Source organism: Kitasatospora sp. NPDC008115, assembly GCF_042957205.1.
Lineage (GTDB): Bacteria > Actinomycetota > Actinomycetes > Streptomycetales > Streptomycetaceae > Kitasatospora.
On sequence record NZ_JBIBHU010000005.1, the window covers coordinates 326,592 to 352,591 of the forward strand.

A 26,000-nucleotide genomic window follows, 5' to 3' on the forward strand; every position below is an offset into this window, starting at 1 on the left:
GAGGCATTTCGCATGCTCAGGCCTGGGCCTCAAGCCCGTGCCGGACCGCCGTCGCTTCTTGAGGACGTCCGAGCGCATCGAGCAACCGCGCTTGGAGGCCCAGCACGCTCCGGAGCTGAGCCGGCAGGGCGGGTGCTGCCGCAGCATACCGACGGAAGCGCTCCACGGCCTCCTCGGCCTCCCGCAGCGCACCGGAGAGATCGCCCAGCGTCTCAAGGAGTTCGGCCGAGGCTGCCAACACTTGGGCGAGTTTGATCTCATGGGCGCCGGGGTTGTCGGCCGCAAGTCGTCGCCTGATTCCCGCGGCGTCCTTGAGAGCGGCCAGCGCCTCCGGACGGCGCCCCACCGCGGAGAGGTGATGCCCGAGATCCGCGAGGGAGACGGCGAGGTCGGGCTCGTGTACGGCACAGTCTTCGGCCGTGAGCCGGCGCTGGATCTCCACCGCCTCCTCCGCGGCGGCCAGGGCCTCCGCGTGGCGTCCCACCTCGGACAGCGTCGTGGCGACGTTTGCCAGTGACTGGGCGAGGTCGGGTTCGTAGGCGGCGGGGTTGTCGGCCGCGAGTCGGCGTCTGATCTCCACTGCCTCCTCCGCGGCTGCCAGGGCCTCCGCGTGACGCCCCACCTCCGACAGCGGAGTGGCGATGTTTGCCAGTGACCGGGCGAAGCCGGGTTCGTAGGCGGTGGGGTTGTCGGCCGCGAGCCGGCGTCTGATCTCCACCGCCTCCTCCGAGGCCGCCAGGGCCTCCGCGTGACGCCCCACCTCGAACAGATCCACGCTGAGGTTGACCAGTGACCGGGCGAGGTCGGGTTCGTAGGCGGTGGGGTTGTCGGCCGCGAGTCGGCGTCTGATCTCCACCGCCTCCTCCGTGGCCGCCAGGGCCTCCGCGTGACGCCCCACCTCGGACAGGTCCACACCGAGGTTCGACAGCGACAAGGCGAGTTCGGGTTCGTAGGCGGCGGGGTTGTCGGCCGCGAGCCGGCGCCTGATCCCCACCGCCTCCTCCTCGGCCGCCAGAGCCTCCGCATGACGCCCGATCACGGACAGATGGTTGCCGAGGTCCGACAGCGACCTCGCAAGGTCGGGTTCGTAGGCGGCGGGGTTCTCCGGTGCGATCCTGCGCCTGATCCCCACTGCCTCCTCGGTCGCCGTCAGGGCCTCCGCGTGACGCCCCACCTCGGTCAGATGGTTGCCGAGGTATGCCAAGGACGTGGCGAGTCCCGGCTCGTGCGCAGCGGGATCCTCGTACGCCAGTCCGCGTCGCAGGCCCACTGCCTCCTCCGCTGCGACCAACGCCTCGGCGTGGAGCCCCAGTTCCCAACGACGGACACCGAGGTTGGCCAAGGACGTGGCGAGGTCGGGCTCATGGAGAGCGGGATCCTCGGCCGCGAGCCTGCGCCGAAGGGCCAGCGCCTCCTCCGCCGCGGCCAGCGCCTCCGCTCGGCGCCCGACGTCGGCGAGATCGACGCTGAGGCTCGCCAAGGAGGAGGCAAGGTCGGCTTCGTGGCTGCCCGGGTCCCGGGCGGCGAGCGCCCTGTCGGCCCGGACGAGTGCGTCGGTGAGTTCCAGCGCCAGCGGGGCGGTGATTCGGGAGGGGTGCGGCAGCGCGGCGGTCGCGGTTCGGAGCGCGAGCCGGGACAGCGGAGTGGTGTGGAGAGCGGAATCGAGCATGCGGAGGACGGACGCACTCTCCTCGACCCGGTCGGCGTTGTAGTGGGCGATGGCGGCGCGGGCCAGGACGGTGACGGCTTGCGCCTGTTGACCTGCTGTTCCGACGGCCAGGAGAGTCGGTAGCGCGACTCGGTGGTCCCTGAGCGTACGAGACGCGTGGTACTCCGCCACCCGGTCCGGTTGAAGGGTGCCCCAGTAGCGGTCCTTCTGGCCGGGATACAAGGAGGCCAACCATGCCGCCGTTGAGTCCTGCTGGTGATCCGGCACCTGTGACAAGGTCGCGACGACGCGCACTGCCTCCTCCCTGGTGCCCGCCCCGCACAGGGCCGCGGTCGCGACCGCCGCCGCGAGGGCGGGTGCGGCCAGGTGGAGCCCGTAGGCGGGAGCCCTGGCGCTGTGCTCCCAGAAGCGTTCCTCATGCCTGAGAAGGGTGCGTTCCGGCGGCGCTCCCGGAGCGGTGTCGGCGGGCCCCGGCCCGTGCTGCAGGAGTGCCACCAAGGCGGTCATCTGCAGTGTGAGGGCGTTCCGATAGCGGGGGTGCCCGAGGTCGGCAGGGGGATGAAGGGTTCCGACGAGGGCCTGCCAGTCGCAGGGGGGGTAGGCGGGCAGTCGCGGCATCAGATGGGCCAGATCACCGACTGCCTGGCGGAATTCGGCGCGTCGGTCCGCGTCCGGTGCGTCGGCCGCGATCAGCGCACGGAGCGGATGGACAGGGGCGTCCGCCAAGAGGTCGCGCACTTCGGGAACGGCCTGGAAGGAGCCGGTACGCCACCCACCGTCCGCGCGGGCGAGCAGCAGCAGTCTCACGCGGTGGCGGGAACGGTGCAGATGGGTGATCAGACGGCGGACCAGAACGGGACGGGTCTCGGCGTAGTCGACGACCAGGAGCAGGGGCAGTGCGGTGTTGAGCGTGGTGAAGTCGGGTGGGCGGCCGTCGATCGCGGGGTCGTCGGTGAGGTCGGACCGGAGGTGTCCGGCGACCCAGCCGTGCCGGCCCAGGGTTCCGGTGAGATGTCGGGCGAGGCGGGTCTTTCCTTGCCCCCCTGGCCCGGTCATGACCCGAATCGCGAGAGCGCGCGTTCCCCCCTCGCACCAGGCTCGCAGGTCTGCCACCTCGGCGTCACGGCCGTGGAACGCGACGGCCTCGGCATCGGCGCGCAGAAGTGCGGCAGGTGAGCGAAAGGCGCGGTCGACGGAGGCGGCGGCCAGCAGGACAGCGGGCTCGATCGGTTCGAGGACCGGTTCCCACCGGGTGTGATCGGCCAGCAGAGTTCGGAAGTCGTGGTCGGCGAGCAGGGTGCTGACGGGCGTAGCGGTGAGACGGGTGCCGCCATCGGCATTGCGGTCCCGACGCACGACGCCGCAGAGCAGGTCCTGGCCGTAGCCGTCGTCGGCCAGTACGGCCGCGCCGGAGATACCCGACCAGCGGGTTCCGGAATCCGTGGGCGGGCCGGCGGGCACCGGCGTGGTACTGGTGATCTCGTAGCGTCCGGCGAGCATGCCGGTACCCGGTGTGATGTGGCCGGACAGGTGCTCGTCCAGGCGGCCGAAGTCCTTCTGCGGGCTCCCTCCCGGCTGTTCCTTCTGCAGTCGTGGGAAGCCGGTGAGATCGACCGGGTGGGCGCGGGTGCCGATGAGCCGGCCGAAGCGCTGCGTCGGACGGGCGGACGAGTCGGCGAGGGACTCGGGAACCTGCCAGTCCGCATGGTCATCGACCTCGATCAGCGCCGCGTCGACGGCACCGTCATTGCGCCGCCAACGCACGGTGGCGGAGAACTCCCGCTCGCTCGTGTCGGGCAGACGGACGGTGGCCACGTCCGCGCCCTCCAGGACGTGCTCGGCGGTCAGAACCAGCCGCGGCGCGATCAGGTATCCCGACCCGAAACCTCTCGTCCCCCTGCCCTTGCGCTTCACGCGAATCTGGACCCGACGGTCTAGCTCCACAGCCCCCCCTGCAGTTGTCCCGGCTCCCCGCGCACCCCAGGGCGGGTCCTACTCGTCGTCGCTGACGTCGACGTCGCCGCCGCCGGGCTGGTGCGGGAGCAGTTTCACGGTCACGCTGTGGGTGGCCTTGCTGCTGCTCTCCTTCTTGCCTCCCAGGCCGATGACGCTCCACCGCAGGCCGCCGTTGACTCCCTTGGTGGCGGTCAGTTCGAGGCCCAGGTTCAGCGTGATCTCGCCTATCGTGAACAGCACGCCCTCATGGCCTCGGCCTGCCGGGTCGGTGACCCTGCGCTGGGACTCGGCGATCTGGTCACGCAGCAGCCTGACCGCGTCGGCCAGGTCCATCCAGTCCTCGTCCGAACCGCTCACGCCGCCCATACCCCGCCCCTCTGTTCCCGAGCCCCCGTCCCGTTCGGCTGGAACGGGGTACCACCGGTTCCTTTGTCCCGGAGCCGGACGGCACAAACCGTCAGGAGTCCCGCGACAGTTGCCGTGGTGGCAACGATGTATCGGGATCCGAGAGGGATGGTCCCCTCGGGACCGACCCCTGCGCCATCGCCGGTGTCCTCATCCGGTCCCCCTCGGCGCGCCGGCACCGCCCGGACCATCGGCCGGCGGGCTGAGGAGGTCTCCGAAAGCCGGTGATCAACGCCTCGCAGAGCATGCCGTCCCCGCGGCCGCCCGGACTCATACGATCGTTCCGCATTCTTCGACGGACGGTGCCGGCCACTCGGCCGGGCGCTCGCCGTCCACCACCCCGCACGACCCTCGGCTCCACCGCACCGCGATGGAGTCGTGCATCGAGGAGGAACGATCATGCACGCCCGGAAGATCGGCACGGCCGCCGCGACAGCGGTGGCGGTCCTGGCCGCCCGCGACCTCATCCAGAAGCGGCACGCCCTGCTGCGGAACTTCCCGGTGGTCGGGCACGCCCGGTACCTGCTGGAGAGGATCGGGCCGGAGCTGCGGCAGTACATCGTGACCTCCAACGAGGAGGAGCGTCCGTTCAGCCGTGACCAGCGCACCTGGATCTACGCGTCGGCGAAGGAGGAGAACAACTACTTCGGGTTCGGCACCGAGGTCGATGTCAAGCACGTCCAGGGGCACGCCTACCTGAAGCAGCGCACCTTCGCCGGCGCGCTGCCCGATGTGCACGACCCGCAGGCGCCGCTGCCCTCGGCCAAGGTGCTGGGCGGCCCGCGCGGGCGGGTCAAGGCGTTCCGGCCGGCGAGCGTGGTGAACGTCTCGGCCATGAGCTTCGGCTCGCTCTCCGGCGCGGCCATCACGGCGCTCAACCAGGGTGCGGCGCAGGCGGGCGCGATGCACAACACGGGCGAGGGCGGCCTCTCGCCGCACCACCGCAACGGCGCCGACCTGGTGCTCCAGCTCGGTACGGCGTACTTCGGCTGCCGCAACGAGGACGGCAGCTTCAACCTGGACAAGCTCAAGGACGTGGTGGCCGGCGCTCCGGTCAAGGCGATAGAGATCAAGCTCTCCCAGGGCGCCAAGCCCGGCTTGGGCGGGATGCTGCCGGGCGCGAAGGTGACCCCGGAGATCGCCGGGATCCGCGGTATCCCGGTCGGCAAGGACTGCGCCTCGCCGTCGCGGCATTCCGCGTTCCACGACGTCGACTCGATGCTCGACTTCGTCGAACTGCTCGCCACCGAGACCGGCCTGCCGGTCGGGGTGAAGAGCGCGGTGGGGGAGATGGGCTTCTGGCAGGAGCTGGCCGGGCTGATGGCGCGCGGCGACCGCGGGGTCGACTTCGTGACCGTCGACGGCGGCGAGGGCGGCACCGGGGCGGCACCGCGGATGTTCGCGGACTCGGTGTCGCTGCCGTTCCGGATGGGCTTCTCCCGGGTCTACGGCACCTTCGCCGAGCTGGGGCTGACCGATCGGCTGACCTTCATCGGCTCCGGCAAGCTCGGCCTTCCCGAGAACGCCACGGTCGCCTTCGCCCTGGGCGCGGACATGATCAACGTGGCCCGTGAGGCGATGCTGTCGATCGGCTGCATCCAGGCGCAGAAGTGCCACACCGACAAGTGCCCCACCGGCATCGCCACCCAGAACCCGTGGTTGGCCCGCGGCATCGACCCGGCCTCGAAGTCCACCCGGGCCGCGGTCTACCTGCGCACCCTGCGCAAGGAACTGCTGAAGGTCTCGTCGGCCGTCGGGGTGGCCCACCCGGCGCTCATCACGGCGGACGACGTCGAGGTCATGAACGGGGACTACGAGGCACGAACGCTGGCCGGGGTCTACGGCTACAAGGAGGGCTGGGGCGAGCTGGGACCGCGGCTCGCCGAGGAGATCACGGCGCTGATGACCGCGAAGCCCGCCGTCTGACGCCCCCTCGCCGACCTCGGTCCCGACCGGACCGTAGCCGGCCCGCCCCATAGCCGGCCCGCCCCGTTGGAACCGGCCCCGGGCCGGGGGAGTTCTCCTCGCTCCCCGGCCCGGGGCCTGGCCGCTTCAGCGCGCGGACGGTGCGCCGGCCTCCGGGCTACCGCAGGTCGCCGTGTCGACGAGGGCCTGGAAGGTGCGGCCGGCGGCGTCGGACCGGTGGTACGGGTTCACCGACACGACGACCTGCCGCCGTCCGTCGGCGCTGCCCGTCACGAGCGTGCCGTAGCCGAGGATGCCGCCGGTCAGGCCCCAGAACTCGCCGCACGCGCCGGGGTGGCGGCTGAGTCCGAGACCGTAGGTGAAGCCCTGCCCGGTGTCGACCTGCTGCTTCATCGCGTCGAGCTCCGCCGGCCGCAGGAGCCGGCCGCCGAGCAGCGCCGCGTTGAAGCGGGCCAGGTCGCGGGCGGACGAGATGCCGGCACCGGCCGGGCCGTACGCCGACGGGTTCTGCAGGGTGACGTCGGCCGGTCCGCCGGGGCGTTCGACGTAGCCGTGCGCGTGCGGTCCGGGGATGACCGTGGAGGCACCGGGCATCGAGGTGTCGCGCAGGCCCAGCGGCCGGATGATCCGGCGCTCGGTCTCCTCCGCCCAGGTGCGTCCCGTCACCTGTTCGACGATCAGGCCGAGCAGCACATAGTTGGTGTTGGAGTACCACCAGCCGGAGCCCGGACTGCCGTACGGCGGTTGGGCGGTGGCGATCCGCACGACGTCCAGCGGCCGGTAGGTCGTCCAGCGGCCGACGGTCAGCCACCGCTCCAGGGCCGCCTCGCCCTCGGTGTCGAACCGCGGGTCGTCGGTGAAGTTGCGGATCCCGCTGGTGTGGTTGAGGAGTTGGCGCACGGTGATCGCGGCGCCGTTCGGGACGAGCCCGGGCAGGTGGCGTTCGACCGGGTCGTCGAGCCCGATCCGGCGCTCGCCCACGAGCTGGAGCACCACGGTGGCGACGAAGGTCTTGGTGACGCTGCCGATCCGGAACCGGGCACCGTCGGGCACCGGCGCGCCGGTCGTCAGGTCCGCGACCCCCGCCGTCCCGCGCCACGCCGTGCGGCCGTCCTGTCGGACCTCCGCCAGTACCGCCGAGGAGCCGCCCTCCTCCACCACGGCCCGTAGCGCCCGGCGCAGCGCGGCCGGGTCGGTGGCGGGCCGTTCCTGCCCGGCGGCCGGGACGGCGGGCGGGGCGGTGACCGGGACGGCGGCCGGGGCCGCCGAGGCGGTCGGTGCCAGGGCCGCCAGCAGCCCCGTGCCGGCCAGGGCGACGACGGCCGCCCGGCGCACGAGCCGGTGGCGGGCGGTACGACCGTTCGGCGTGGTCCCGGCGCTGGTCGCGGTGCTGGTCGTGGTGACGGTCATGTCGGTCCCTCCCGGCGGCGCCCGGATCCCTTCCGGCGCTGCCTCCAGCCTGCTCGCCGACCACCCCGCCCGGCCTCCTCCCGAGGTCGCCACCGCCTCCCCCGGCAGAGCCAACCCCTCGCCCTCCGCCAGAAGGACGGCCGTGCGGGCGGTGCACCGGGCAGGCCTCGGCGGAGCCGGCCGCGGGGGTGATCCCGGGGTCACGCGTGCAGGTGTCCCCAGCAGCGTCCGCTGCCGCACGCCGTCGCGCTCCTCCCGGCGTGCCCACCGCTCCCGGACGGGGCCGTCGTCCTGTATGCGTGTCCGCGGGCGGGCCGGACGGGCGGCGGAACGGCGGAGCGCCGGTTCCGGCGGGGAATCGGCGCTCCGTCAGAAGATCCTCCTGGGCTCAGTCCCTGGCGGCTCCGTCGTCCTCGGACTGGTGCCGGGCGCGGGTGAACTCGCCGGTGCCGACGCGGGCGGCGAGGGTGTCGTCGGGGCCGGAGAGCAGCGAGCCGTAGCCGGTGGCGGCCCAGAGGCTGCGGTCGGCGGGGACCTCGAAGTAGGGGACGGTGCGCCCCTGGTCGCGGACGGCGAGCACCTGGGGTGCGCGGCGGGCACGCAGGGCCTGGGCGCAGTCCTCGCAGACGGCGATGTCGACGCGTTCCCGGCGGCCGAGCGGACGCCAGACGGTGCGGCGGACGGCGGCGCCGTGGCGGGGGTCGAAGAAGCACAGCGGAAGCCGCGGTTCGGCGGCGAGTGCGGAGCGTCCTTCGGCGGCCAGGGCGAGCACGCCCGCCAGGTCGGGGATGCCGCGGGCGGAGTCCAGGACCCGGCCGGCCGCGTCGTAGGCGTCCAGGGCGCGGGCCAGGCCGGGGGTGGTGGCCCCGTCGGCGCCCTCCACGGCCTCGCTGAGGGCGAGCACCTCGGCGGCGGCCTGACGGCGCAGCCCGGCCTCGTCGGCGGCCTGGTCGGCGGCGAAGACGGCGTCGGGGAAGGTGAAGGCGGTGTGCCGGGGCGAGCGGCGGCGGCGTACCAGGAAGGCGCCGGCGACGGCGAGGACCAGCGCCGCGGCGACCACGAGCAGAGTCCCCGGGCCACCGGAGGAGGAAGAGGACTCGGCGGCCTTGTCCTTCGGCCTGGGGCGGGCCGAGTACTCGCGATCGGCCCGTGCGGACTCGGCCTTGTAGACCTCGGTGCCCTGGCCGGTCCTGATCAGTTCGACGGCCCGGGCGACGCGGGCGGTCAGTCCGGCGTCCTTGAGTTCCTTGAGCATGCCCACGGCCATGGCCGCGTCGCGGGCCTGGTGGGTGTCGTCCGGCCACTCGGTGCCCTTGAGCCAGCTCCCGTACTCGTCATTGGTGAGCAGGATCAACTGCGGCAGGCCGAGGCGTTCCTGGACCACTGCGGCCAGGGACTTGGCGCTGCCGTCGAACGCGTCGCCCTTCTTCAGCGGCACCAGCACCACCTTGATCGGCAGGCCGGTCGCGGCGATCTGGTCGGCGAGGTCCCGCTGTTGGGAGGCGGTGACGGCAGCGGCGAAGGACGGGTCGACGTAGACCGGGGAGGTGGCCAGTGCCTCGACGATCGTCGTGGCGGCCGGTCCGGGGCCCGGGCTGTCCGCGCGGGCGGGGGCACCGGTGCCGGGCCCGAGCAACGCCGCGCAGGCCACCAGAAGGGCGGCGAACAGCCCGCCGGGCAGGCGCCGGCCGGGGCCGGCGGACGGGTGACGGACGGTGGGGCGGTCACTGGACACTGGCGGACTCCCTGGCCCTGAGGATGAGTGCGTCGAGCCCTTCGCGGGCGGTCGGCAGGATCTGCCCGGCCTCGTCCCAGGCGGTCCGGGTGCGGTCGTCCGCCGCCGGCAGGCGCAGCAGCCGGTCACGGGCCCGGCCCGCACGGGCGGCCCGGTCGGCGGTGGCGCGGTCGGCCCCGCCGCTGCGGAGGGCGTCCCGGCAGGCGGGGCACAACTGCGCGGAGCGGGGGCCGAGGCCGAGGTCGGCGAGCCAGGCCGGCGCCCGGCCGCCGGTGGCCTCGCCGTGCAGCGGGTTGAGCCGGCAGACGGTGGGGTCGAGGTGGCCGCGGAGGGCGGCGAGCCCGGCCTGGGCGAGTACCACGACGGCGGCGAGGTCGCCTGCCCCGGTCGACTCGTCGGGGCGCTGCTCGCCTCTGCCGGTGAGGAGCGCGGCGGCGTCCAGGCAGTCCCAGGCGCGGGCGCGGCCGGGCGTGTCCTGGCCGGCGGCGGCCAGCTGCGTGGCGAGCTCGCGGACGTCCTCGTCGGCCCACGCCCGCAGTTGCCGCAGGGACGGCAGCGGGGTGGCGTGCCGGGGTGCGGCGTGCGGCTGCGAGGAGCGGGTCGCGCGGGCGCGCCGGGAGCGGATCACGGCCCGGGCGGCGGCGTGGGCGGCCCAGGCCAGCAACAGCAGGACGCCGAGCAGCATCACGCCGAGCCCGATGCCGCCCCCGAAGTCGTTGCCGCTGAACAGGGCGGGCAGCCGGTTGTCGTGCAGCGGGGGCAGGGTGGTACGGCGTTCCGCGGGGTCGTAGCCCGGTTTCGGCTCGGCGGCGGCGACGGCGTCCAGGACCTGGTTCAGCCTCGGCACCACGTTCGGGCCCTTGTTCTCCCCGTACGCGTACCTGACCTCGGTCGGCAGGCGTGAGAAGCGGCGCAGGGTGTCCTGGTCGGTGCCGTAGCTGTCGAGGTCGATCACGCCGGTCATCGGGTCGACGAGGATGTAGACGCCGTTGCGGCCGGTGCGTTCGTGGATCAGGGCGAGCAGCAGGTCGCTGTCGTGGGCGGTCTCGTCGTCGCTGCCGGTGGGGGTGACCACGATGTGCACCGGGCCCTTGGGGGCGAGTTCGGTGAGCCGCTGGCGGATCGCGGGGAGGTCGGCGGCGGGCAGCGCGTCGGGGCCGGACGGGTCCTGGTAGACCGGCGCGGCCCTGAGCCCGGCGGCGATCTCGTCGACGCGGGCGTCGACGTCCGCCTGGGTGACGTTCAGGTAGGGGCTGTCGATGACCTGGGGGAAAACGGTGGGCGCGTAGTGCACCACGCCGAACACGGCGGCGGCGGTTGCCAGCAGCGTCACCGACAGCGTCACCGGCAGCAGGCTGCGGCCGCGCCGTACGGTGCCCGGGCCCGGGGCGGCGTGTGGCGTCCCCGGCTCCTTGTCCAGCCGGACGGCGGGCTTGTTGTTCAGTCCGGTCCTGCGGGTGGGGGCGGTGCCGGAGGGGCGGGTCCGGCGGAGGGAGAGGCGAAGGCCGAGGGCCAGCACCAGGCCGGGGATCACCACCACGGCCAGCCCGAGCAGCACGTTCTGGTTCTGCCGGTCGGTGGAGCTGATGTACAGGCGCTGCCGGTCGCTGTCGCGGTACCGGTCGTACAGCTCCTCGGCCTTGACGGCGGCCCGGTCCTTGCCGGAGGCGACGGCGTCGACGAAGTTCTCGAACGCGGCGAGCGGCCCGGCACCGTACGGGGTGCCGTACCGGGAGATCCGGCGGGCGTCTTCCACCGGGACGTCGACGCCGAACGCGGACGCGGTGACGCGGCCGTAGTCGCCGATCAGCACGTAGAGGCCGTCCGCGCCGAGCCGGTCGTGCACCAGGGCGAGCAGCGCGGTGTCGCCGTCGGGCAGCGCCAGCACGTAGGTGGGCACGCCGGTACGCCCGGCGAGGGCGGCGATCTCCGGAGCGAGTGAACGCGGCAGCCTGCGCGGCTGGGCGGCCGAGACGTAGACCGGGTTCTTGCGCAGTTCCTCGGCCAGGCGCTCGGACTGGGTGATGCCGTCGGTGGTTTGACCCGTCGGCGCGGCGGCGGCGGTCGCCGTGGACGCTGCCGTGGGGCCGGGCGTGGCGCTCGGGTCGGCCGCGACGGCTGTTCCGGCGCTGCCGAGCAGGATGAGCGCCGCGAGCGCCGTGCCCGCCCGGGCCCCGAATATTACGGTCCGTCTCCGTATCCCTGTCGGTATCCGCATCGGCGTTCCTCCCGGTGGTTCGGCTGGTCACCTTACCCATGCCGGTTCCGACGAGTGCGGACTGCCCTGGTCCGGAGCGGTGCGAGGCGGGGGCCGCGGGCGCCGTCGGCGAGCAGGCCGAACAGCAGGAGGCCGGCCTGCCGACCGGGGAGCTACAGGGGCGGCCGGAGGGGGAACATCGCGCTCAGTGCCGGAAGTCTGTGCGCTGAGTCCGTCTCGCACCGGACGTCCCACTGCTCGCCGAGCGGCCCGGTGCTTCCGGGGGTGTCGCCCGCCACGGCGTTGAGGGCCTGGTAGTACGCCTCACCGCAGTCGTCGGCGGAATCGGTCAGCAGCCCGTACACCTCCATGGCGACATGGTCGAGCGACTCCCATCCGGGCCAGTCGTCGCCCCAGGCGTTCCGCGGCCGGCCCACCAACCGCTGAACCTCCGGCGTGCCGGCCAGGGCGTCGGGAGCGGCCACCGCCGCAGAGAACGCCTCCCGGCCGAGACCCACCATCCACAGGCGGAAGTAGGAGAACCCGTCATCGGAGCACCAACCGCCGAAGATTCGGTCTGCGGCCGCCCACAGGTCCCACGTGAACGCCTCACGCCTCACCTCGTCCAGGCGCTCCTGGAACTGAACGGCCTCAGCCGGCGACCTCCGGCACAGTTCGCCTCGCAGCCATGTGAGCCGCTCCTCCGGCCCCTCCACCTGCCGCCTGCACTCCTCGATGAGCTTCCAGAAGGAATCGATCTCGTCCACCACGGCACTGTGGCAGACGCCTCCGACAGCCCGGACGAAGCCGCGGCCGATTCTCGCGGCCCGCAGGACGGCCGGCGGTCTCAGGGGATCAGGTCCGCGACCGCCCGGGCCATGGCGGCCGTTCCGGGGTCGCCCGGGTGCAGGCCGTCGCCGGAGTCGTAGGCGGGGGACAGGTGGTCGTGGTGGTCCGGCCTGGGGTCGGCGAGGGTCCGGTCGAGGTCGGCCACCGCGTCGTAGGCGCCGGAGGTGCGGATCCAGTGGTTCACGGTGTCCCGGACGCGCTCCTTCTCCGGCGTGTAGTACGGCGCGTAGCCACGGAACGGGGTGAGGGTCGCGCCGATCACGGTCAGGCCGCGCCGGTGCGCCGCGTCGATCAGTGCCCGGTGGCCGTCGATCAACCGGCTGGCCGTGACGGTGGGGTGGGTGCCGCAGCCCCAGTCGTCGAGGCCGCCACCGCCGATGTCGTTGATGCCGATCAGCACCACGACGGTGCGCACCCCTGGCCGGTCGAGCACCTCGCGGCGGAACCGCTCCAGGCCGCGCTCGCCGTAGCAGGGGGAGTCGGTCAGCAGCCGGTTGCCGCTCAGTCCGGCGTTGACGACGGAGAGCCGGCGCCCGTCGGCGCGCAGCCGCTCGGCCAGCCGGTCCGGGTAGCGGCGGTCGGTGCCCGGCGTCGAGCCCCAGCCGTCGGTGAGGGAGTCGCCGAAGGTGACGACGGCGCCCTCGGTGCGGGCGCCGCGCACGTCCACGCCCGCGAGGAGGTAGTGGGACTCGCTGGTCGCCCCGGCGAAGGCCTCGCCGGTCGCGTCCTGCGTGCGGTCGCCGGGGGCCCGGTAGGCGGTGGCGAGCCCGTCCTCGTGGAAGGCGACCGGGCCGGTCGCCGCGCTGAAGTAGAGGGTGACCGCGATCCGCTCCAGCGGCCGTACGGGCAGCCGCAGGACGTCCGACCGCAGCTCCGCCCCGGCCGGCACGACGGCGTCCGGGCGCCCGGCGAACCGGAGCTCGCCGAGCGTTCCCGGGAGCACCGACGCGCCGTCACCGGCCCGGGCCACGCTCGCCCGGGTCAGCCGCAGTGGCTGCCCGCCGTACCGGTTGGACACCCGGATCCGCAGCTCGGAACCCGCGGCGCCGACCCGGACCACCTGGCGCAGGCTCTGGTCGGCGAAGCCGTCCCAGGCCCAGTTCGGCCACGACCAGGGCTGCGGCGCCGTCGGGCGGACGAGCGAGGAACCCCAGGCGGCGGTCCAGCCACCCGACGCGCTCCCGGCGGACGCCGGCGGCGCTCCCGGGACGGCGGAGAACACGACGGTCAGCGCGGTCAGCAGACCGACCGCGGCTGCTGTCGCACGGCGGCGGGCACGGACGAACGGCTTCCTTGCGGGCACGGGTGACTCCTGGGGCCGGTGGGATCTCCCGGAACCTACCGCGCCCGACCCGCCCGGCGGAACAGCCCCGAACGGAAGGCGGCCCCGGCCGACTTGGGCGGCGGCCCGCATCCGACACGCCGCACCCGGCCACCGTCAGGGGCTCCGTTGTCGGAGCGGCCGCCTACGCTGTGCTGCCATGGGACTTTCGATATCGGTGGGAATGCTCCACGACCAGGCGCGCAACGACCCCGAGGGGTTCGAGTACCACCGCCGCGCCTTCGACCGGCTCGGCGCGGCGCTCGGGGCGGAGGGGATCGACTGGCGGGAGCCGCCGCTCGACGGTCCCCCGCAGGACCCGGCCTTCTCCGGCGGCTTCCCCTACCGTCACCTGACCCGGCTGCGCCGCGTGCTGGCGCTCACCGGGCGCGGTGAGCCGGTCACGCCCGCCGAGGAGGACGGAGCCGGCTGGGAGCGTGACTGCGAGCTGATCCAGGACGAGGCGTTGATGTTCGCCTCGCACCTCATCTGCCATGCCGACAACGCCGGTTACTACGTGCCGGTGGACTTCGCCGACCCGCTGTTCCTGCCCGCCGACGCGGGGGTCGCGGGCGCCGGCATGGTCGGCTCCAGTCAGCGGCTGTTGCACGAACTCGTCGGCCTCGCACCGGCCTTGGGCATCGTCCCCGACGAACTCAGCGCCCCCGACGGGCCGTTCGAGACCGAGCAGTTCGCCTGGCAACAGCTCCACCGCGCCTGCCTGGCCAGCCTCGCCGGCGGTCACGCGATCGTCTTCCACTGACCGCGGGCCGTAGCGGTTCCATCCGGGGCGACGGCGACCCAGCGTCAGGGCAGCGGCCGCCCCTCGCAGCCGACCCGCCGGACGCCCCGCGGCGCGAGCGTCATCGGGCCGCTCCAGCCCCGGTGGACGAGGGCGACCTGCGAGGGCAGCGGGGTCACCGGGTCGAGCTCCCGGCCGAGCGACCAGTTCCGGAACAGCCCCTCGGTGGTGGCGACCGCCGACACCACCATCGTCACCTGCTCCCCGCCGCCCCAGGTGTGCCACAGAGCCCAGCCCTCCGGACGCGGCTCGACCCCGAACCGCGCGCACATCTGCTCGTAGTCCTCGTCGGTCCCGGCCGGCATCGCATCGGGCTTCAGGACCGCGGCGGCGGCCAGCCTGAGGAGGGGGCGGTCGCCGTCCACGCAGCCGTCGCCCTCGAAGTGGTAGCAGCGCACGGCCTGCGCCAGCGCGTTCAGGCTGCGTTGGAAGGGCGTCGCGTCCGGAGGGTCCGGTTCGTACGTGATCCGGTCCTCGGCGGACGCCTCGACGATGAGGCGATGGGCGAGGCGTTCGATCTCCCGCAGGTAGTCCAACTCGTGGAACTGTTCGGGTGCGCTCATGGCGCGCAGCATCCCACCCGGCGCACCGGACGGCACCCGGATTTCCGCGCGGGGGAGGGGTGGGCGCGGACCGTGACGGTTGCGCTCGGTTCCGAGCGTCCGGCGGGGACGGCTCACCGACGCGACCGGCCGACCCGCGGGGACCCGGCCCGCTCGACCCGGGCGAGGCGTGCTCGGAGCCACCGCGACCGAGGAGCCGCCCGTGGCCGGCTGTTAGCCCGGCCAGGCAGCGTTCTTCCGCCGCCCGGGTAACCGGGTGTCGGGCCGCGGGAGGGGCGTGGTGGTTCGGGTACGGATCGGGCCGGCGTGGCGGAACGACCCCCGCCGACGAACGCCGAACCCCGAACCCCCAATCCCGAACCCTGAATCCCGAGGAGACCGTTATGACCCGAATGAAGCCGCTGGCCCTGACCGCCCTCGCCGTCTTCGGCGTCCTGGCCGCGAGCACCGCGGCCGCCGCCGACGCCAGGCCCGCCGACAAGCCCGCCGACAAGCCCGCCATCGTCAAGCCGGACGTCGTCCTCCCGCAGGAGCAGCCCGCCGCCGACCCCGCGCTGCTGGCTGCGCACGACCAGGTCTTCGGTGACTGGGTCGACGTCGCCCCGGGTGCCAACGGGGTCGCCTTCGTGGCCTGTCCGGCCGGCGAGGTGCCCACCGGCGGTGGCGGCCAGACCAGCGCCTTCCGGATCTTCTTCACCGACTCCTTCGCGAGCGGCGACTTCTGGGTCGTGCGCGGCACCAACACCGGCACCGGGACCGAGTCCATCCGGGCGACCGCCGTCTGCACCATTCCCTGACCCGGCCCGAACGCCCCGGCCCCGGCCGGCTCGGGCCCGCTGCCGCACCGTGTGGTCGGCAGAACCGGGCCTTTCGGCACAGCCGATCCGAGCCGCCCGGCGCCGGGGCACTGCGGGCGGTGCGCGACGGCTTCCAGCGCCGGACTCCCGAGCGTGAGCCGGGGACGCTCGGGGCACGACCGGTGTTGTCGGTGGCACCCGGCATGATGCCCGCATGACCGACGAGACCGCTGCCACCCTCTCCTCCCGGGCCGACTACGCCGACGCCGTCGACAGGGCGGTGCGGGCCGCTGCCGCCTACTACGGAGACGGCGCCACCCCCCTCGGGGACGACGAGTACGACGCCCTGCTGCGGGCCGTCACCGCCTACGAGGACGCCCACCCCGACCAGGTGCTGCCCGACTCCCCGACCGGCAAGGTCGCCGGCGGCGCGGTCGTGGGCGACATCCCGCACAGCGTGCCGATGCTCTCCCTCGACAACGTCTTCTCCGCCGAGGAACTCACCGAATGGGCCGCCGGACTGGAACGGCGCCTGGGCCGCCCGGTGACCGCCTGGTGCGTCGAGCCCAAGCTCGACGGCATGGCGGTGGCCGCCCGCTACCGCGCCGGCCGCCTGCACCAGGTCCTCACCCGCGGCGACGGCCTGGCCGGCGAGGACATCAGCCACGCCGCGGACGCCATCCTGGGCCTGCCCGCCGCGCTCACCGCACCCCTCGACGTCGAACTGCGCGGCGAGGTCCTGCTCACCCACGCCCAGTTCGAGCACGCCAACCGGCTGCGCAGCGAGCACGGCGCCACGCCCTTCGCCCACCCCCGCAGCGGCGCGGCCGGCACCCTGCGCGCCAAGGACCGCCCCTACCGCGTCGAGCTGACCTTCTTCGCCTACGGCGCCATCGGCCTGGACGACGACCTCGGCCACAGCGCCCTGCTGGAGCGCCTCGCCGCCCTCGGCGCGAACACCGCCGCCACCACCCCCGCCCACCCGCAGCGCTGCGCCACCCAGGAGGACGCCCAGCGGCGCATCGAGGAGATCGCCGCGCTGCGCACGGCCCTGCCGTTCGGCATCGACGGAGTGGTCGTCAAGGCCGACTCCGCCGCCGACCAGCGGGAGGCGGGCTCCGGCTCGCGCGCGCCCCGCTGGGCCGTCGCCCGCAAGCTCGCCGCCGAGCACAAGGTCACCCGCCTGCTCGACGTCGAATGGAACGTCGGCCGCACCGGCATCATCGCCCCGCGCGCCGTCCTCGACCCCGTCGACATCGACGGCGTCATCGTCACCTACGCCACCCTCCACAACCCCGCCGACATCACCCGCCGCGACCTGCGGATCGGCGACCAGGTCTTCGTCTACCGGGCCGGCGACGTGATCCCGCGCGTCGAGGCGCCGCTCGCCGACCAGCGCACCGGTGACGAGACCCCGATCGCCTTCCCCGAGGCCTGCCCCCGCTGCGGCGACGCCATCGACACCACCGAGCAGCGCTGGCGCTGCACCCGAGGCCGCAACTGCCAGGCCGTCGCCTCCGTCATCTACGCCGCCGGCCGCGACCAGCTCGACATCGAGGGCCTCGGCCGCACCCGCGCCGTCCAGCTCGTCGAAGCCGGACTCGTCGGCGACATCGCCGACCTGTTCACCCTCACCCGCGAGCAGCTCCTCGCGCTGGAGCGGATGGGCGGGACCAGCACCGACAATCTGCTCGCCGCGATCGAAACCGCCCGCAGCCGGCCACTGAACCGGGTGTTCTGCGCGCTCGGCGTGCGGGGCACCGGGCGCACCATGTCCCGCCGCATCGCCGCCCACTTCGGGTCCATGGCGGCCGTGCGCGCCGCCGACGCCGAGACCCTGGCCGGGGTGGACGGCATCGGCGCCGAGAAGGCCCGCGTCATCGTCGCCGAACTCGCCGAGCTCGCGCCCCTCCTGGACAAGCTCGCCGCCCAGGACGTCGGCACCGCCGTCACCGAGCCCCGGACGCCGCCCGCCGCGGCGGACACCGCTGCCGGCGATGACGCGGACGGTGATGCGGGCGGTGATGCGGGCGGCGATGTGGGTGGCAACGCCGGCCGGCGGCCGGGCGCGCCGCTCGCCGGCGAGGCCGTCGTCGTCACCGGCGGCATGAGCGGCCGGCTCGCCGCCCTCTCCCGCAACGAGATGAACGAACTCGTCGAACGGGCCGGCGGAAAGGCCTCCTCGTCGGTGTCCGCGCGCACCACCCTGCTGGTGGCCGGGGAGAAGGCCGGCTCGAAGCGGACGAAGGCCGAAACGCTCGGCATCACGATCCTCACGCCGGACGAGTTCGCCGAACGCGTGGCGGAGTACCTGCCGTAGCGCCACGCCGCCCGGGCCGCCGGTCACGAGACGACCGAACTCCCGTGCAGTCGACAAATCGATGACTATATGCTCGCCCGATGCCTTACGACCGCATTGACGGCGTCCCCGTCATCTGGACCGAGACGCCCGGCCCGCTCGAAGCCACCCTGATGTTCGGCTGCGGGCTCCAGGACGAGACCTTCCGCACCCTCGGGGTGACGCACATGGTCGAGCACCTGGCGATGAGTACGCTGCCCCGGCTGCACTTCGAGCACAACGCCTCGGTCAGCCTCACGCTCACCGACTTCACCTGCACCGGCCGCCCGGAGCAGGTCGTCGACTTCCTCGCCCGCGTCTGCGCCGCCCTCACCGACCTGCCCCTGGGGCGGATCGAGCAGGAGGCCGGAGTGCTGGCAGCCGAGGGCAGCGGCACGGCCGACCCGGTCACCGCGGAACTGCTGTCGATCCGTTACGGCACGCAGGGCCTCGGCCTGGCCTCCTTCAACGGCCCCGGCGCCGACCGCATCCCGCTGGACGCCGTGCGGGAGACCGTCGCGCGCCACTTCCACGCCGGCAACGCCGTCCTCGCCCTCACCGGCCCGCCGCCCGAGGACCTGCGCCTCCCGCTGCCGCCCGGCCCCAGCACCACCCGAGCCCCGCACCCCGCCCCGCGCACCACCCGTTCGTCCTGGCACCGGGCCGACGTGCCCGGCCCCGGCCTGCTGCTCTCCTGCGACCTCAACGACCAGGCGATGCTGCTCGCCGCCCACGTGCTCAGCCAGCGCCTGACCGACACCGTCCGGCACCAGCACGGCCTCAGCTACGACGTCGGCGGCACCGCCGTCTACGTCGGTCCCGGCAGGGGCGAGCGCAGCATCCAGCTCGACGTCCGCGAGGGCCAGGAGAAGCGGGTCGCCGAACTGCTCTGGCAGGAGGCCGTCCGCCTGGCCACCGAGGAGCCCACCGAGGCCGAACTCGCCGAGGAACGCGAGGGGGCCCGGGAGTTCCTGACCGACCCGCGCACCGCCGACCTGGAGGTCGTCGAGCGCGCGGCCGACCTGCTGCTCGGCGAGACCCACCTGGACGCGCAGACCAGGCTCGCTCTGCAGGCCGAGGTGACCCCGGCCCAGGTGCGGGAGGCCTTCGCGACGGCGATGGAGTCGGCGCTGCTGCTGGTGCCGTGCGGAGTGGAGGTCCTGGTGCTCGGCCGGCCCGACGGATCGGGACTGCCCGCCGGCGGCTGCTCCGAGCGCACCGAACTGCCGGCCGGGCCGCAGTACCGTCCGCCGCTGCTCACCCGGGCGCGGTTCGGCGCGGCGCGCAAGGTCCGGCTGGTCGTGAACGCGGACGGCGCGTGGTGGCAGGACGAGGAGGGCGTGATCCACGGCTTCCCGTACTCCGAGGTGGTCGGCGTCGAGGTCCACGAGGGAGCCCTCGTCCTCCAGGGCCGCGGAAACTGCTTCGTCCCGGTGGTCCCGGATCTCTTCTCCGGCCTCGGCCCGGCCATCGCCACCGTCGAGGCCGCCGTCCCGGAGGCCCTGCGCTACCCGGTCTCGGCCCTGCGTGCCACGGAGTGATCCGAAGATCGGTTTGGCGGGCCGTCGGCCGGGTGCGATGAGCACGGAGTGACTCCCCGGCCCACGGCGCGGGTGACGGCCGCTCCGGGGCCGGGGGGAGCTCGCTCCAGGGGCCGGACGACCTGTGCGTCGAGGTCTGGGACGACGAGATGCCCGTGCAGTGGTTCACCCTCGTCGATGCGGTCGTGGTGGCCCATCAGCCTGCCCCGGGGGCCCGGAGCGGTACGACGTGGCGCTCGGCGCCGGTGTCAGGCGCGAGGAGAGCTTCTCCGGCCTGCCCGCGACGCCGCGCTTCGAACTCTTCGCGGGGACCACGGTCGCTGCTACCGGTGCGGGCCGGTGCGCGGCCCGCGACCTCGACGACGCGCTCGACCTGGCACGGGCCATCGGCGACCGGCACGGCGAGGCGCAGGCCCTGAACGCCCGGGGCAGACTGCGCCGCCCGTCGCACGCGCCGTCGGCGACGGCCGACCACGAGTCGGCACTGGCGCTGGCCCGCGAACTGGGGAACCCGGGCCGGACGGGCGCGGCCCTGCTCGGCGCCGGCCGGTGCGAGCGCGACCTCGGGCGGACCGACGCGGCCGGGGGACGTCTGTGGGAGGCACTGACGCTGTACGAGGGCCTCGGCGCACCGGAGGCACCGTCCGTCGCAGCCGAACTCGCCGACCTCCGGGCCTGAACGGGTCGTTGCAGCAGGGCCTCGCTGTTCGCTCGGCGCTCGCCGCTCGCCGCTCGACCGCGAACCCCGCCTGTCGTACCCCTGTGCCAGACTGCCCGTCATGCAGGCCGACCTGGAACTTCTGCGTGAGCTGATCGCCACCACGCCCGGGATCGTCAGCCGGCCGGGCCGGGGCCGTCCGGAGGCCGTGATCCGCGAGACGGAGGCCGCCACCGGGCCGCTGCCGCGCTCGTACCGGTGGTGGCTGGCCGCGTACGGGGAGGGCTCGCTGCGCGGGTGCCCGATCGCCACGGTGGAGCCGGTGGAGGGCCTCGGTGAGCCAGGGCTCACCGAGGGGTGGTCCGGCGGGGACCGGCTCTGGTTCCACGAGGACGACGACCACGGGCGCCACGGATTCGCCCTCGACCAGGCCGTGGACGGGGAGTGGCCGGTCGTCGTGCAGAGCCCTTTCACCGATGAGGAGCAGGTGGTCGCCGACTCCTTCGCCGGGTTCCTCACGGTGTGGACGGCGCTCGCCGCCGGTCTGCGGGAGGGACCGAACCCGGCCGTCGCCCGGCTGTGGCGCGCCACCCCCGGACTCCGGCTGCCGGACGGCGGCACGCTGTCCGGGCCGCACACCTTCCGCGCCCGCAACGAGGCCTGGGAGGTGTCGACGTACGCGCCCCACTGGGCCCTGGTCGGCGAGGACGGCGGGGGAGCGGGCCTGTTCATGCGCCGTCACGGCCGGGACCGCTCCTCCCTGTACCGGCTCGCGCCCGGCGCCCTCGGGGGCGATGTCGCGGAGCAGGGGGAACTGCTGGGCGCGGACCTCTTCGACTGGCTCGACGAGTCCCCGAGCGGCTGAGAGCGCGCGGGCCGGCGAGCCCGGCGGCCGGGACGCACGGCGGGGTGGTGGTTGCCGACCGGCGCCGATGTTCACCGGTGCGGGGCGGAGTTGCCCGGATTCCCCGCGCGAGCCGACCGGCATCCGTACCATCGGCGGGGCCTGGGGCGCTGGAGCAGGCATGGGCGGGTGGGACCGTGGGAGGGGATCGATGGGGCCGGTGGGCTGGATTCTGGTGGTCGTGCTGTCGGTCGGCGCCGCGGTGATCTGGCTGATGCTGCGCTATCCCGGAGGATGGCGGTACGCCTTCGGCGAGGAGTACGCCAAGGACCGGCGCGATCTGGATGGCGCGCGCAGCAGGCTTCGCGGGCTGGAACGCGAAGCCCGCCGCGAGCGCGACGCCGCCCGTGGCGAGGTCGAAGCGGCCGAGCGCGCCCATGGTGACCGGGTCGGCCGGGCCAGGGCGCACCTGGCCCGGCTCCGGGCACCCGGCCGGGGCGATCTGCGCTCCTCGCTCCTGGGCGGCCTGCGGCTGTACGAGCACGCGTTGGAGGTGACGGTGGACGGTCTCACCTCGGAGTACCCGCTGGACGAGATCTCGGTTCGCGACGAGTACTCGTCCAAGGCCGGCCACGTCTACGTGGCACTCCCGACCGGGCGTCGGCAGATGGTGTCCGTCCCGCTGGACGAGGTGCCCGAGGCCGAGGTGCGGCAGTTCGTCGTCGAGGTCTTCAACGCCGCCGCCGACGCCAAGGTGGCCAAGGTGGAACGGCAGGCGCTCGTGCCGCAGGCCGAGGCCGACCTGCGCGAGGCGATCTCCGACACCGCCGGTCAGGAGGAGGCCCGGCGCCGGCAGACCGAACTGGCGGCCCGGCAGGAGTCGGACACGCGCATTCCCCAGGCACGCCGCGAGTGGGACGCGGCCCGGGACCGGTGGCAGCAGCTGACGGGGCGGCGACCGGAGTAGTGCCCGCCGTGGGCCCCGGGCTTCGCACGCTGCAGGTGGGGGTGAGCCCACGGCCGACCGCCGACCGCAGGGGCGCGGTCGGGGGCTCGGGGACGGGGCGCAAGCGACGCGTTCGCGCAGGAGGTCGGCGCGCAGGTCGGGGTCGGGGGCGGGAGTGGTGGTGAGGGCGCGGGTGAAGTCCTCGGCGGCGGCGGTCTCGTTGCCGAGCCGGCGGTGGGCCAGGCCACGGTTGTAGAGGGCGACCGGGTCGGGGTCCAGGGCGGTCAGCGCGGTGGCCGGCATGGTGGTGAAGGCCCACCAGTTCCGGGTATCCCCCCCGCCGGGGTGACCAGCGGCAGTCCGCGCTCGGCGAGGCGGACGGCGTGCTCGTAGAAGCCGCTCTGCAGGGCGAGGCCGAGCGCGGTGCGCAGCGCGTCGACGCCGTCGGTGGCGGGGCGGGTGCCGCGTTCCCGGTGGTAGGGGGATCGCGCCCAGCTGCCAGGACCACTCGCCGGTCGCGGCGAGTTCGTCGGCGCGCTCGTCGTGCCAGGCAGGATCGCGGACCGGGGCGGCGGTGTCCTCGGTGGTGGTGGCCGGGAGGGGCCGGGCGTACGCGGCGACGGTCGCCGCGAGCGCGGAGGGCAGCGAGGCGACACCGACGTACAGCCTCAGCCGGGAGGGGGCGAGGCGTCGTAGCAGGACGTCGACCCCACGACCTGGCCCCTCACCGGTACGGCTGCCGAATCCTGCCATGCGTCGGTCGCCGCCGGGACCCGGCGGCGGCTCCGTCCCGTTCCGGCGGGGAACGCGATCCGGGCGGTTTCCACGGCGCGGTGAAGGCCGGTTGTCCAGGCTGACGTGGATGGGGGCGCCGTCCGGTCGGCCCGTCCTTCCGGCCGGGCTCCCCGCGCGGGGGTGCCGTCGCCTAGAGTGAGAGCTTCTTGCGGACGGGACCGGTGGCGGCACGAGCGGGGAGGGGGCCGGAGTGGAGCGACGCGTACGTCGGATCGCGGCGGCAGCGCTGTCCTGCGCGTTCCTCGCGGTCTGGGCCGTCCTCCAGGTCCTCCTCGGCACCGCGACGGGCGCGGCGCAGCCGGTCCCCGGCGTGCCGCCCGCCGTCGCCGCCCCGGCGGCGGCCCCCGTCGCCGTACGGCTCGGGCCGGCGGCTGCGGAGGTCCGACGCACGCCGGACCTCCACCGCTCCGACGTCGCCCAGCGGCGGACGGCCGCCGCCGAGCCGGGCGTGCGGCTGCCCGTGCTCCCGCCGGCCGCGCTGCCGGCCGCCCGGACGGACGCCCCCCGGCCCCGGCCCGGGGTGTACGCCGCGGGGCCGCGCCAGGAGCGGGCGCCGCCGGCCGACCGCTACGACCCCCGCCACACCCGCGGTCCCCCCTCCACCCGGTCCAGCTGACGTTTCACCGCGCCCGCCGACCCGGGTGCCGCGGCCTGCCCGCGGCCCGGAGCGTTCCCGGCGGTGCGCCGTTTCCTCGCGTCCGCCCGTCCCGGGTGCGGCGTCCCCCGCGGACGCCCGGCTCCCGCGGACCGCCCGTGGAGTACCCATGCCTACTCGCCGTGCCACGTTCTGGCGCGCGCTCGTCGCGCTCGCCGTCGTCGGTGTCTCGCTCTACGTCGCTCTGACCACCCCGCCCCGCCTCGGCCTCGACCTGCGCGGCGGCACCCGGATCGTCCTGGAGACCCAGGACTCGCCCACCGTCCGCGCCGACGCGGGCTCCACCGACCGGGCGCTGGAGGTGCTGCGCCGCCGGGTCGACGGGCTCGGCGTCGCCGAACCCTCGCTCGCCCGGGCCGGGGAGCGGCGCATCGTCGTCGAACTCCCCGGAGTCCAGGACCCCCGCGAGGCCGCCGCGGTCATCGGCCGCACCGCCCAGCTCACCTTCCACCCCGTCACCGCGATGGCCGAAGGCCCGGCCGGACCCCCCGCGGCGGACGGCTCCCGGGTCCTCGCCGACCCCGGCCTGCCCGGCGGCCACCTGCAGCTGGGCCCGCCGGTGCTGACCGGCGACGGCGTCAAGGACGCCTCGGCCGTCCTCGACACCCAGATGGGCCTCGGCTGGAGCGTCGACCTCTCCTTCCGCGGCTCGGCCGGCGACGCCTGGGCCCGGCTCACCGGCGAGGCGGCGTGCGCCGCGCCGGGCGACCCCGCCCGCCGGGTCGCCATCGTGCTCGACGACCGCGTCCTGTCCGCCCCCGGAGTCCAGGACAGCGTGTCCTGCGGGCGGGGCATCACCGGCGGTTCGACGCAGATCACCGGCGGCTTCTCCGCCGACGAGGCCCGCGACCTCGCGGCCCTGGTGAAGGGCGGCGCGCTGCCCGTCCCGGTGACGGTGATCGAGCAGAGCACCGTCGGCCCCACCCTCGGGGCCGAGGCGATCCGCGCCAGCGCCCTGGCCGCGGTCATCGGCCTGCTCTGCACCGGGGCCTTCATCATCGCCGTGTACCGCCTGCTCGGGGTGCTGGCCACCGTCGCGCTCGCCCTCTACGGGCTGATCTCGTACGCCGCCGTGGTCGCGCTCGGCGCGACGCTCACCCTGCCCGGACTGGCCGGCTTCGTGCTCGCCATCGGCATGGCGGTGGACGCCAACGTGCTGGTCTTCGAACGGGCCAGGGAGGAGTACACCGCGCCCCGCGCGGCCCGCGCCGGCAGGGAGCTCGACCTGCGGCGCCCGCTGCGCGTCGGGTTCGCGAAGGCCTGGAGCGCGGTGGCCGACTCCAACGTGACGACGCTGCTCGCCGCCGGACTGCTCTTCGTGTTCGCCACCGGCCCGGTCAAGGGCTTCGGGGTGACGCTCTCGATCGGCGTGCTGGCCTCGATGTTCTCGGCGATGCTGATCACCCGCCTGCTCGCCGAGTGGGCGGTGCGGCGGCCGGCCGTCGCCCGGCGGCCCGCCCTGACCGGCATGGCCACCGTCGGCCGGCTCCGGACCCGGCTGAACCGGCGCCCGCCCCGGCTGATGCGCCACCGGCGGCGCTGGCTCGGCGCCTGCGCCGGCCTGCTGCTGCTCGCCCTGGCCGGCATCGGCGGGCGCGGCCTGGACTTCGGCGTCGAGTTCACCGGCGGCCGGGTGGCACAGTACACCGCCGCGCAGCGGGTCGACGCGGACGCCGCCCGCGCGGCGGTGGTCGGCGCCGGGTTCCCGCAGGCCGTGGTGCAGACCACCGGCGACACCGGCGTGTCCGTCCGCACCAAGGAGACCGGCGACGACCAGCAGCAGCGCATCCGCGAGGCGCTCACCGGCGTCACCGGCGAGCTGTCCGTGGAACGCGACGAGCTGATCGGGCCGAGCCTCGGAAGCGAACTGCGCGGCTACGCACTGGCCGCGCTCGGGCTCGCGGTCGCCGCCCAGCTGCTCTACCTCACGATCCGCTTCCGGTGGACCTTCGCGGCCGCCGCGGTCATCGCGATGGCGCAGGACCTGCTGCTCGTCCTCGGCCTCTTCGCCTGGCTGGGCAAGCCGGTGGACAGCGTCTTCCTCGCCGCGCTGCTCACCATCGTCGGGTACTCGGTCAACGACACGGTGGTGGTCCTCGACCGGCTGCGCGAGCTGCGCCGGACCGGGACGAAGGCGAGCTGGGCGGACCTCGCGGACCGCGCGGTGGCGCAGACCCTCCCGCGGACGGTGAACACCGGCATGGGGGCGCTGTTCGTCCTGGTGGCCCTGGCGGTCCTCGGTGGTGACTCGCTCGCCGACTTCTCGGTGGCGCTGCTGGCCGGGGTCCTGGTGGGCACGGCGTCGACCGTGTTCACCGCGATGCCGGTGGTCGTGCTGCTCCAGGGCCGGTTCCCGGACCGGCCGCGGGAGGGCCGTGGCACGCGGGACGCCCGGGAGGCCCGGACGCCGCACACGGTGGGCGCCGCACGGGCGCGCGACCACAACGGGGCGGTGGTCTGACCGGCGCTCGGTCCGCTCCCGGCGGATCACCCTCGCAGCTGCGGGGAGGACGTGGACGGAAGTCCGCCTTGGCCGGTCCGGACCGGCCAAGGCGGAGCTGTCGGAACCGGGCGGTCACCGGCGCTCGGCGGA

18 protein-coding genes are annotated in these 26,000 nt (G+C 74.5%); 10 read left to right on the forward strand and 8 right to left on the reverse strand.

Annotation, left to right across the window (positions count from 1 at the left end):
- Positions 1-16: 16 nt before the first annotated feature.
- Both ACFZBX_RS09485 and ACFZBX_RS09490 read right to left on the reverse strand, forming a co-directional pair.
- Positions 17-3,583, reverse strand: coding sequence for a tetratricopeptide repeat protein (locus ACFZBX_RS09485; RefSeq protein WP_391532543.1), 3,567 nt, complete (start codon positions 3,581-3,583; stop codon positions 17-19).
- 78 nt (positions 3,584-3,661) lie between these two features.
- On the reverse strand, positions 3,662-3,991 hold the full coding sequence (locus ACFZBX_RS09490; RefSeq protein ID WP_391532545.1) for a trypco2 family protein: 330 nt from the start codon (positions 3,989-3,991) through the stop codon (positions 3,662-3,664).
- Positions 3,992-4,429: 438 nt separating this feature from the next.
- On the opposite strand from ACFZBX_RS09490, the gene ACFZBX_RS09495 reads away from it, so the two are divergent.
- On the forward strand, positions 4,430-5,956 hold the full coding sequence (locus ACFZBX_RS09495; RefSeq protein ID WP_391532547.1) for an FMN-binding glutamate synthase family protein: 1,527 nt from the start codon (positions 4,430-4,432) through the stop codon (positions 5,954-5,956).
- Between the two features lie 126 nt (positions 5,957-6,082).
- On the opposite strand, the gene ACFZBX_RS09500 is transcribed toward ACFZBX_RS09495, so the two are convergent.
- The 5 genes from ACFZBX_RS09500 to ACFZBX_RS09520 form a co-directional block, all read right to left on the reverse strand.
- Positions 6,083-7,366, reverse strand: coding sequence for a serine hydrolase domain-containing protein (locus ACFZBX_RS09500; RefSeq protein ID WP_391532549.1), 1,284 nt, complete (start codon positions 7,364-7,366; stop codon positions 6,083-6,085).
- A 388-nt stretch (positions 7,367-7,754) separates the two neighbouring features.
- Positions 7,755-9,101: a hypothetical protein gene (locus ACFZBX_RS09505; RefSeq protein ID WP_391532551.1), complete on the reverse strand. Its 1,347-nt coding sequence runs from the start codon at positions 9,099-9,101 to the stop codon at positions 7,755-7,757.
- Positions 9,091-11,319 (reverse strand): hypothetical protein, encoded by a 2,229-nt coding sequence (locus ACFZBX_RS09510; RefSeq protein ID WP_391532553.1) that lies wholly within the window; start codon positions 11,317-11,319, stop codon positions 9,091-9,093. Before ACFZBX_RS09510 ends, ACFZBX_RS09505 begins: the two co-directional genes overlap by 11 nt.
- Positions 11,320-11,471: 152 nt before the next feature.
- Positions 11,472-12,065 (reverse strand): DUF4240 domain-containing protein, encoded by a 594-nt coding sequence (locus ACFZBX_RS09515; protein WP_391532555.1) that lies wholly within the window; start codon positions 12,063-12,065, stop codon positions 11,472-11,474.
- An 80-nt stretch (positions 12,066-12,145) separates the two neighbouring features.
- The gene (locus tag ACFZBX_RS09520; RefSeq protein ID WP_391532557.1) at positions 12,146-13,450 is read right to left on the reverse strand and encodes an SGNH/GDSL hydrolase family protein; all 1,305 of its coding nucleotides are present in this window, start codon (positions 13,448-13,450) and stop codon (positions 12,146-12,148) included.
- A gap of 178 nt (positions 13,451-13,628) precedes the next feature.
- Here ACFZBX_RS09520 and ACFZBX_RS09525 point away from each other — a divergent pair, with 178 nt between their 5' ends.
- On the forward strand, positions 13,629-14,231 hold the full coding sequence (locus ACFZBX_RS09525; RefSeq protein ID WP_391532559.1) for a hypothetical protein: 603 nt from the start codon (positions 13,629-13,631) through the stop codon (positions 14,229-14,231).
- Positions 14,232-14,275: 44 nt separating this feature from the next.
- Here ACFZBX_RS09525 and ACFZBX_RS09530 read toward each other — a convergent pair whose 3' ends face one another.
- A complete protein-coding gene (locus ACFZBX_RS09530; RefSeq protein WP_391532561.1) occupies positions 14,276-14,833 on the reverse strand; it encodes a hypothetical protein in 558 nt (185 codons plus the stop codon).
- 383 nt (positions 14,834-15,216) lie between these two features.
- On the opposite strand from ACFZBX_RS09530, the gene ACFZBX_RS09535 reads away from it, so the two are divergent.
- The 8 genes from ACFZBX_RS09535 (at position 15,217) to secD (ending at position 25,868) form a co-directional block, all read left to right on the forward strand.
- Entirely contained in the window at positions 15,217-15,630 is a 414-nt protein-coding gene (locus tag ACFZBX_RS09535) for a hypothetical protein (protein ID WP_391532563.1), read from the forward strand.
- 214 nt (positions 15,631-15,844) lie between these two features.
- Positions 15,845-17,950: an NAD-dependent DNA ligase LigA gene (gene ligA, locus ACFZBX_RS09540; protein ID WP_391532565.1), complete on the forward strand. Its 2,106-nt coding sequence runs from the start codon at positions 15,845-15,847 to the stop codon at positions 17,948-17,950.
- An 80-nt stretch (positions 17,951-18,030) separates the two neighbouring features.
- Positions 18,031-19,509, forward strand: coding sequence for an insulinase family protein (locus ACFZBX_RS09545; protein WP_391532567.1), 1,479 nt, complete (start codon positions 18,031-18,033; stop codon positions 19,507-19,509).
- A gap of 229 nt (positions 19,510-19,738) precedes the next feature.
- Positions 19,739-20,188 carry a hypothetical protein gene (locus ACFZBX_RS09550; RefSeq protein WP_391532569.1) on the forward strand — a complete coding sequence of 150 codons (450 nt, stop codon included), beginning with the start codon at positions 19,739-19,741 and terminating at the stop codon, positions 20,186-20,188.
- Positions 20,189-20,288: 100 nt separating this feature from the next.
- Positions 20,289-21,032: an SMI1/KNR4 family protein gene (locus ACFZBX_RS09555; RefSeq protein WP_391532571.1), complete on the forward strand. Its 744-nt coding sequence runs from the start codon at positions 20,289-20,291 to the stop codon at positions 21,030-21,032.
- A gap of 199 nt (positions 21,033-21,231) precedes the next feature.
- Entirely contained in the window at positions 21,232-21,978 is a 747-nt protein-coding gene (locus tag ACFZBX_RS09560) for a hypothetical protein (protein WP_391532573.1), read from the forward strand.
- Between the two features lie 964 nt (positions 21,979-22,942).
- Positions 22,943-23,368 (forward strand): hypothetical protein, encoded by a 426-nt coding sequence (locus ACFZBX_RS09565; protein WP_391532575.1) that lies wholly within the window; start codon positions 22,943-22,945, stop codon positions 23,366-23,368.
- A 148-nt stretch (positions 23,369-23,516) separates the two neighbouring features.
- Entirely contained in the window at positions 23,517-25,868 is a 2,352-nt protein-coding gene (gene secD / locus ACFZBX_RS09570; RefSeq protein ID WP_391532577.1) for a protein translocase subunit SecD, read from the forward strand.
- Positions 25,869-26,000 lie beyond the last annotated feature (132 nt).